Origin of the sequence: Bradyrhizobium sp., assembly GCF_028868675.1 — a bacterium.
Classification (GTDB): domain Bacteria; phylum Pseudomonadota; class Alphaproteobacteria; order Rhizobiales; family Xanthobacteraceae; genus Bradyrhizobium.
This window is the reverse complement of record NZ_JAGWUA010000212.1, coordinates 1-8,024: the sequence shown is the minus strand read 5'-3', so window position 1 is coordinate 8,024 and position 8,024 is coordinate 1. Positions and strand designations below refer to the sequence as shown.

The window sequence follows — 8,024 nt, the reverse complement described above, 5'->3', positions numbered from 1 at the left end:
CTGACACGGGAAGACCTCGCCAGGGCGATCGGCGCCATCGACGACGTCACCATCGCCCAGATCATCGCGACCGGTGCGACTGTCGAGGAATTGGCCGAAGCGCAGGCATGGCTCGCCAACGACGAGCCCATGATGAATTCAGGCCGGCCGCTGGCCGCGGGGCGGGTTCGTGAACTCGTGGATATCCTCGCCGAACTCGAGCCGGACGACGATGACGACGGCCACGACGCCGGAAATTCCGCCGGGCCTTCCATCACGCAAGGATGAGATGCCCCGGCACGTATGCCGGAGCATCTCTCAAGGTCAGTACGTCAGTTCAGCTTACGCTTTGGCACCGGCGCTTCGAACTGCGCGATCTCGGCGGTCTGCGGCGCCTTGCCGTTGAAGGTCAACACGTTGCCCTCGCTGGAGATCACGACGCGGTCGCCGTCGGAGACGTCGCCGGCGAGGATCATTTCGGCCAACGGGTCCTGCAGATGCCGCTGCATCACCCGCTTCAGCGGCCGTGCGCCGTAGGCCGGATCCCAGCCCTTGGCTGCGAGCCAGTCGCGGGCAACGTCATCGAGCGTGAGCGTGATCTTGCGATCCTCCAGCAGCCGCTGCAGCCGCGCGAACTGGATTTCGACGATGCGGCCCATCTCGCTCTTCTGCAGGCGGTGGAACAGGATGATCTCGTCGACCCGGTTGAGAAATTCGGGCCTGAAATGCGCCCGCACCATCCCCATCACCTGCTCGCGTACGGCCGAGGTGTCCTCGCCCTCCGGCTGGTTCACCAGGAATTCCGAACCGAGGTTCGAGGTCATGATGATCAGCGTATTGCGGAAGTCGACGGTGCGGCCCTGGCCGTCAGTCAGGCGGCCGTCGTCGAGCACCTGCAGCAGCACGTTGAAGACGTCGGGATGCGCCTTCTCGATCTCGTCGAACAAGACCACCTGATAGGGCCGGCGCCGTACCGCTTCGGTCAGCGCACCGCCCTCGTCATAGCCGACATAGCCCGGAGGCGCGCCGATCAGGCGCGAGACCGAGTGCTTCTCCATGTACTCGGACATGTCGAGGCGGACCATCGCGGTCTCGTCGTTGAAGAGATATTCCGCCAGCGCTTTCGTCAGCTCGGTCTTGCCTACGCCGGTGGGACCCAGGAACATGAACGAGCCCATCGGACGGTTCGGGTCCTGCAGGCCGGCGCGCGAGCGGCGCACGGCGGTCGCGACCGCATGCACGGCTTCGCTCTGGCCGACGACACGCCGGCCGAGCTGCTCCTCCATCTTGAGCAGCTTTTCCTTCTCGCCTTCCAGCATCTTGTCGACGGGCACGCCGGTCCAGCGCGAGACCACCTGCGCGATGTGGTTGGCGGTGACCGCCTCCTCCATCATCTCGCCGGCATTCTCCTTGGCCTCGATGTCCGCGAGCTTCTTCTCGAGCTCCGGGATGCGGCCATAGGCCAGTTCGCCGGCGCGCTGGAATTCGCCGCGCCGCTGGGCATTGGCGAGCTCGACGCGCAGGCCGTCGAGCTCGGCCTTCAGCTTCTGCGCATTCGACAGCTTGTTCTTCTCCGCGCTCCAGCGCGCGGTCAGCGCCGCGGATTTCTCCTCGAGCTCGGCAAGCTCCTTCTCCAGCGCCTGCAGGCGGGTCTTGGAGCCGACGTCGCTCTCCTTCTTCAGCGCCTCCTGCTCGATCTTGAGGCGGATGATCTCGCGGTCGAGCGAATCCAGCTCTTCGGGCTTGGAATCGACCTGCATCTTCAGCCGCGCCGCCGCCTCGTCCATGAGGTCGATGGCCTTGTCGGGCAGGAAGCGGTCGGTGATGTAGCGGTTGGAAAGCGTTGCGGAGGCAACGAGTGCGGAATCGGTGATCCGCACGCCATGGTGCTGCTCGTACTTGTCCTTCAGCCCGCGCAGGATCGAGATGGTGTCCTCGACCGAGGGCTCGCTGACGAAGATCGGCTGGAAGCGCCGCGCCAGCGCCGCGTCCTTTTCGACGTGCTTCTGGTATTCGTCCAGCGTGGTCGCGCCAATGCAGTGCAATTCGCCGCGCGCCAGCGCCGGCTTGAGCAGGTTGGAGGCGTCCATCGCGCCGTCAGCCTTGCCGGCGCCGATCAGCGTGTGCATCTCGTCGATGAACAGGATGAAGGTGCCCTCGGTGGAAGTCACCTCCTGCAGCACGGCTTTCAGCCGCTCCTCGAACTCGCCGCGGTACTTTGCGCCGGCGATCAGCGCGCCGAGGTCGAGCGACAGCAGCTTCTTGTCCTTGAGGCTTTCGGGCACGTCGCCGTTGACGATGCGCAGCGCCAGGCCCTCGACGATGGCGGTCTTGCCGACGCCGGGCTCGCCGATCAGGACGGGATTGTTCTTGGTGCGGCGGGAGAGCACTTGAATGGTGCGGCGGATTTCCTCGTCGCGGCCGATCACCGGATCGAGCTTGCCGTCGCGCGCGGCCTGCGTCAGGTCGCGGGCATATTTCTTCAGGGCGTCATAGGCGTTCTCGGCGGTCGCCGAGTCGGCGGTGCGGCCCTTGCGCAGCGCCTCGATCGCCGCGTTGAGATTCTGCGGGGTAACGCCGCCCTTGTTGAGCAGCGTGCCGGCCTCGCTGGTCTTCTCCAGCGCGAGCCCGAGCAGCAACCGCTCGACGGTGACGAAACTGTCGCCGGCCTTCTCGCCGGCCTTTTCCGCGGCGTCGAAGACGCGCGCCAGTTCCGGCGCGAGATAGATCTGGCCCGCCCCGCCGCCGGAGACCTTCGGCACCTTGTTGAGGGCCTCCTCGGTCGCCTTGAGGATCGCACGGGAATTGCCGCCGGCACGGTCGATCAGACCGCCGGCCAATCCTTCGCTGTCGTCGAGCAGGACTTTCAGGAGATGCAGCGTGGAAAACTGCTGGTGCCCCTCCCGCATCGCCAGCGACTGCGCGGACTGGATGAAGCCCCTGGAGCGTTCGGTGTATTTTTCGATGTTCATCTCAACCTTCCCTCGGCCTGCCGCCGGAGCCCCTAAGGCACTCCAACGGCATCTTCATTGGGTTTTCGCCGGCCGTATTGAGGTGTCTCAATCGGCAGCGGTCGTCTTTTACCGACGTTGCCGCCGGCCTGAGGCAGATGTGGGAAGGGCTTTGGCCAAGCGGAAGAGGCGACTTCACAAATTCGTGCGTGGGCCGTCCCGCGAACTGGTCCCTTGGCGGGGCACCGCAGAATCCCTTAAGAAGCCCCATGCCTTCCAGCCCGACTGCCGAGATCGCCGGCCTCTACCGCTATCCGGTCAAAGGCCTTTCGCCGGAGCCCCTGCCCCGCGTCGCCTTGCGGACCGGCCAGACCCTGCCTGCGGACCGCCGCTACGCCATCGAGAACGGACCGAGTGGCTTCGATCCCGAGGCGCCGCAATGGATGCCCAAGACCCAGTTCCTGATGCTGATGCGCAATGAGCGGCTGGCGGGCCTCAACAGCCGGTTCGAGGACGCGACCAACCTCCTCACCATCCGCAAGGATGGCCAGCTCGTCGCCAGCGGCGATCTGGAGACGGCGGCGGGGCGGACTGCGATCGAAAACTATATTGCCGAGAATTTCGTCAGCGAGTTGCGCGGGCCGCCAAAAATACTGTCCGGCCGCGACCACAGTTTTTCCGACGTCGCCCGCAAGGTCGTCTCGATCATCAACCTGTCGAGCCTCCGCGCGATCGAGGCCATGCTGGGCGGCGCCGCAGTCCACCCCTTGCGCTTCCGCGCCAATCTCTATGCCAAGGGCTGGCCGGCCTGGTACGAGCTCGACCTGCTCGGCCAGACGCTGGCGATCGGCGAGGCCCGGCTGAAGGTGGTCAAGCGCATCGTCCGTTGCACCGCGGTCAATGTCGACCCCGTCACTGCCGAGCGCGACCTCGAAATTCCGCCGGCGATCATGCGCGGGCTCGGCCACATGGATTGCGGCGTCTATGCCGAGGTGATCGCCGGCGCCGAGATCGGCGTCGGCGACAGGATTTCCCGTGAGCCGCCGAAGCCCATGTGAGCTTCGGCTTCGCCTCAGTTGGTCGGCATGACATATGCGTAGATCCGGCCGCGCGAGACCGGCGCCTCACGGACGCGGTTGCCGTTGTTGCCGGAAATCATGATCGGATTTCCCTGCGCGTCGATGCCGGTGACGATGCCGACATGGCCTCCGCCATGTCGCCCCATGACCGCGATCGCACCGACCTGGGGACCCGAAATGCGCTGGCCATAATGGGCGAACGAGCTCGCCATGTCCGAACCGGTGCCGCGATGACCGGTGTGCTGCAGCACCATGTTCATGAATCGCGCGCACCACAGGCTTCCGCGACCGGTCGGATTGCCGCCGAGATAGTGGCGCGCCTCGGACACGAGGCTCGACCCGCCGCCGAAACCGCCGGTCACGACCGCGTTGCGAGTCGCAGCAGGCACGATGCCGGTTCGGGTGTTGGCAATCGGGGACATGCCGGATGGCCCGGCGAAGCTCTCGTAGCGTGAGGGCCGCGCATAGCGTCGGTACCGCTGATGAAGGTACTGCCTGGCGGCATAGTGGGCCGCGTGACGCACGTGATGGCGCGCGAGGTTATGGCGATGAGGCCGTGCCGACGCGGGAGAAGCAACTGCGGCGACCGCCGCGGAGAAAACAGCCAGCGCGACGACACGGTGCGGCCGGCGAAACGCAAACAACTCGATCATACTCCATCCTCTTGTGACACCCCCATTCTCTGCAGCCCGACGCGGGCGGCAGCGACGCCCCTATGAAATCGGCGATGTGGCAAGACGAAGATGCGATGGGGCGGTACGCGAGCACTTTCGGGGCAATTCAGAGGACCCGCCATTCAGTATTGATTGACGTCTTCGGATTGCCACGATGTTTCATCCGACGCATGTTAACTTCGCTTGCATAAGACGCGCGCTCCACCGATCGCGCTTGACGATCAGGAAGCGTCCGGAAGAAACCGCGCACCAGCCATGAAACGCCTGCCTCTTCTCGTCGCCGTCCTGGCAAGCCTGTCCTCCCAGGCTTTCGCCGACGCCGCGCTCGATGCCCTGGTGGCCGCCTACCCCGATCGGCTCGCCTCCTACAGCGAAACCGAGCTGGTCTGGAAGGACGGATCGCGCATGCCGCTCGGCCGCCTGCAACCGAACCTGCCGTTCGAGCAGCGGCTCAACCAGGCCAGCATCCGCGATCAGTTCGCCATTCCCTATCCCCTGGCGGGTGCGCCGTTTCAGGCTCCACCGCGCGACATCGATCCGGGCCGGCTGCGCAATGAGGCCTTCTTCCTGAAAATGTACGGCGACTGCCGCAAGGGCGAGATCGCGCCCAGGATGAAATCCGTGCCGTGGCTGCCGAGCCACGGCGGCGGCAGCGTCCGCGTCACCACGATCAACGGCGTGGCCGACCAGCTGGAGAAGGTCTCGCGCGAACTGGACCGGCTGCCTGCCGCGCTGATCGCGTATCTCGTTCCGACGTCCGGCACCTATAATTGCCGGCCGATCGCCGAAACCAACCGGTTGTCCGTGCACGCCTTCGGCGCAGCCATCGACGTCAATGCGAGGTTCGGCGACTACTGGCTGTGGGCGAAGCGACCCGACGGCGGCATCGCCTGGCGCAACCGGATCCCAAGGGAGATCGTCGAGATCTTCGAGCGTCACGGCTTCATCTGGGGCGGCCGCTGGTATCATTTCGACAGCCTGCATTTCGAGTACCGGCCCGAATTGATAGCGCTTGCCAAGCAGGGCTGGCCGCGCGAATAGTCGCGACGGGCAATCAGGCTTCCAGGGGGAGACGATGCGAGCGCTGCGGTTGTTTGGTGTCATCGCAGTGCTTCTTGCGACCGGCGCTGCGCGCGCCGAGAACCGCTTCGCCTTCGTCGTCGGCAACGACGCCTATCGCAACGTCACCCAGCTTCAGAAGGCGGTGAACGACTCCCGCGCCGTCGGCCGCAGCCTGCAGCAGCTCGGCTTCAGGGTCACGCAGGGAGAAAATCTCGCCTGGCGCGACTTCGTCGAGAAGTTCAGCATCTTCGAGAACTCGATCCAGCCCGGCGACACCGCCTTCCTGTTCTATTCCGGCCACGGCGTCGAGATCGACGGCGCCAACTACCTGATCCCGGTCGACGCGCCGAGGGTCGCACCCGAGCAGCAGAGCCTGCTCAAGGACGTCTCGATCTCGACCGACAATCTGATCCAGCGGCTCAAGGCGCGCGGCACCCGAACGCAGATCATCGTGCTGGACGCCTGCCGGGAAAATCCGTTCCGCCAGGCCGGCGGCCGTTCGGTCGGCGGCGCGCGGGGACTGGCCGGCGCGAGCCTCCCCGGCGGCGTGTTCATGATCTATTCGGCCGGCGTCGGCGAGGTCGCACTCGACCGTCTGTCCGACAGCGACGCCAATCCGAACTCGGTGTTCACGCGAAGCTTCCTGCCGCTCCTGGAGAACCCGGACAACTCCCTGATTGCAGTCGCCAAGCAGACCCGAGCGGCCGTGAAGTCGCTGGCGGGCAGCATCGGCCAGACGCAATCGCCGGCCTACTACGACGAGATCGACGGCGAGATTTTCCTGGCCAAGGGCTCGACGTCCTCGTCGCTGCCGCCGCCCGTCGTGCTGCCGCCGCCCACCACCGACACGCAGGCGGCGATCCGGTCCGATCTGCCGCCGTCCCCGACCCCGGCAAGTCCCGATCGCGACTTCATCTTCCCCGATTCCGACCGCATCCGCCTGACGCGCGACATGCTGGCGGGCCTGTCCGCGGCGCAGCTCCGCATCGCGCGCAACGAGATTTTTGCTCGGCGCGGCCGCTACTTCAGGGATCCGGTGCTCGCGCAGTATTTCAGCCGATTCAATTGGTACCGTCCCTACGCCTGGGACGTTCCGCTCAACGCCGTCGAACAGGCCAATGTCGCGCTGATCGGCTCCTTCGAACGCTGACAACGAACAAGACGGGAGAGACGATATGCCCCACGCCGTCACGAGCGACAAGGTCCGACTGTATTTCGAGGAGACGGGCCAGGGCACGCCGATCATCTTCCTGCACGAATTCGCGGCCGACCACACCAATTGGGAGCCGCAGATGCGCTACTTCTCGCGCGGCCACCGCTGCATCTCCTATTCGGCGCGCGGCTATACGCCGTCGGACGTCCCCTCGGGCGAGGTCTACAGCTACAAGCACTTCTATACCGATGCGCTCGCGGTGCTCGATCATCTCGGCATCGGCAAGGCGCACTTCGTCGGCCTGTCGATGGGCGCCTATTCGTCGCTGCAGATCGGCCTGAACGCGCCGCAGCGCGCGCTGTCGATGACGCTGGCCGGCGTCGGCTCGGGCTCCGAGCTCGACAATCTCGAGGCCTGGCGCAAGCAGTGCCGCGCCAATGCCGAGCAGTTCGACACGCTGGGCTCGGCCGAAGTCGCAAAGGTCACGCGCGAGGCGCCGAGCCGGATTCCCTTCCTGGTCAAGGACCCGCGGGGACACGCCGACTTCTACGCGGCGCTCGCGCGGCATAATTCCAAGGGCTCCGCCAACACCATGCGCGGCTTCCAGGGCGGCCGTCCCTCGATCTACACGATGACGGAGGCGATCCGGAAAGTGCCGACGCCGGCGCTGATCATCTGCGGCGACGAGGACGACCCCTGCGTCGAGCCGAGCCTTTTCCTGAAGAAGCATCTCCCCGCAGCGGGGCTTGCCATGTTCCCGAAGTCCGGCCACGTGCTCAATCTCGAGGAGCCCGCGCTGTTCAACGAGACGGTTGAGCGGTTCGTGACGCTGGTGGAGGCCGGAAGATGGCCGGTACGCGATCCGAGATCGGTGGCGGCGAATTGATACGACGGCGGCGCCTCAACGCCGTCATTGCGAGCGAAGCGAAGCAATCCAGACTGTCTCAGCGGAGAGAGGGTTGCTTCGTCGCAATCGCTGCTCGCAATGACGGTGGCTGCTGCTTCCTCCGCCCCGGCTCAGCCGGCCAGTTGCGTAGCCCGGATGGAGCGAAGCATAATCCGGGATTCCCGAATCCGGCACGATCTGCCCCGGATTGCGCTTCGCTCCATCCGGGCTACGGGCTGC

7 protein-coding genes are annotated in these 8,024 nt (G+C 65.6%); 5 read left to right on the top strand and 2 right to left on the bottom strand.

The annotated features are described in order from the left end of the window. The coding region (locus tag KGM94_RS21305) for a hypothetical protein (RefSeq protein ID WP_300263811.1) at positions 1-267 on the top strand (267 nt) is incomplete at its 5' end. A gap of 44 nt (positions 268-311) precedes the next feature. Here the strand turns inward: KGM94_RS21305 and clpB are convergent. Further along, positions 312-2,951 (bottom strand): ATP-dependent chaperone ClpB, encoded by a 2,640-nt coding sequence (clpB, locus tag KGM94_RS21300; protein ID WP_300263810.1) that lies wholly within the window; start codon positions 2,949-2,951, stop codon positions 312-314. A gap of 248 nt (positions 2,952-3,199) precedes the next feature. Between clpB and KGM94_RS21295 the strand changes: the two genes are divergently transcribed. Then, entirely contained in the window at positions 3,200-3,988 is a 789-nt protein-coding gene (locus KGM94_RS21295; protein ID WP_300263808.1) for an MOSC domain-containing protein, read from the top strand. Between the two features lie 14 nt (positions 3,989-4,002). Here the strand turns inward: KGM94_RS21295 and KGM94_RS21290 are convergent, their stop codons facing one another. Then, positions 4,003-4,662 carry a TIGR02594 family protein gene (locus KGM94_RS21290; RefSeq protein ID WP_300263807.1) on the bottom strand — a complete coding sequence of 220 codons (660 nt, stop codon included), beginning with the start codon at positions 4,660-4,662 and terminating at the stop codon, positions 4,003-4,005. A 276-nt stretch (positions 4,663-4,938) separates the two neighbouring features. Here KGM94_RS21290 and KGM94_RS21285 point away from each other — a divergent pair, with 276 nt between their 5' ends. The 3 genes from KGM94_RS21285 (at position 4,939) to KGM94_RS21275 (ending at position 7,784) form a co-directional block, all read left to right on the top strand. Continuing rightward, complete coding sequence (locus KGM94_RS21285) at positions 4,939-5,724, top strand: M15 family metallopeptidase (RefSeq protein WP_300263806.1); 786 nt, start codon at positions 4,939-4,941, stop codon at positions 5,722-5,724. A 67-nt stretch (positions 5,725-5,791) separates the two neighbouring features. Then, positions 5,792-6,895, top strand: coding sequence for a caspase family protein (locus KGM94_RS21280; protein ID WP_300263805.1), 1,104 nt, complete (start codon positions 5,792-5,794; stop codon positions 6,893-6,895). Positions 6,896-6,920: 25 nt separating this feature from the next. After that, positions 6,921-7,784 carry an alpha/beta hydrolase gene (locus KGM94_RS21275; protein ID WP_300263804.1) on the top strand — a complete coding sequence of 288 codons (864 nt, stop codon included), beginning with the start codon at positions 6,921-6,923 and terminating at the stop codon, positions 7,782-7,784. The last annotated feature ends 240 nt before the right edge of the window (positions 7,785-8,024 follow it).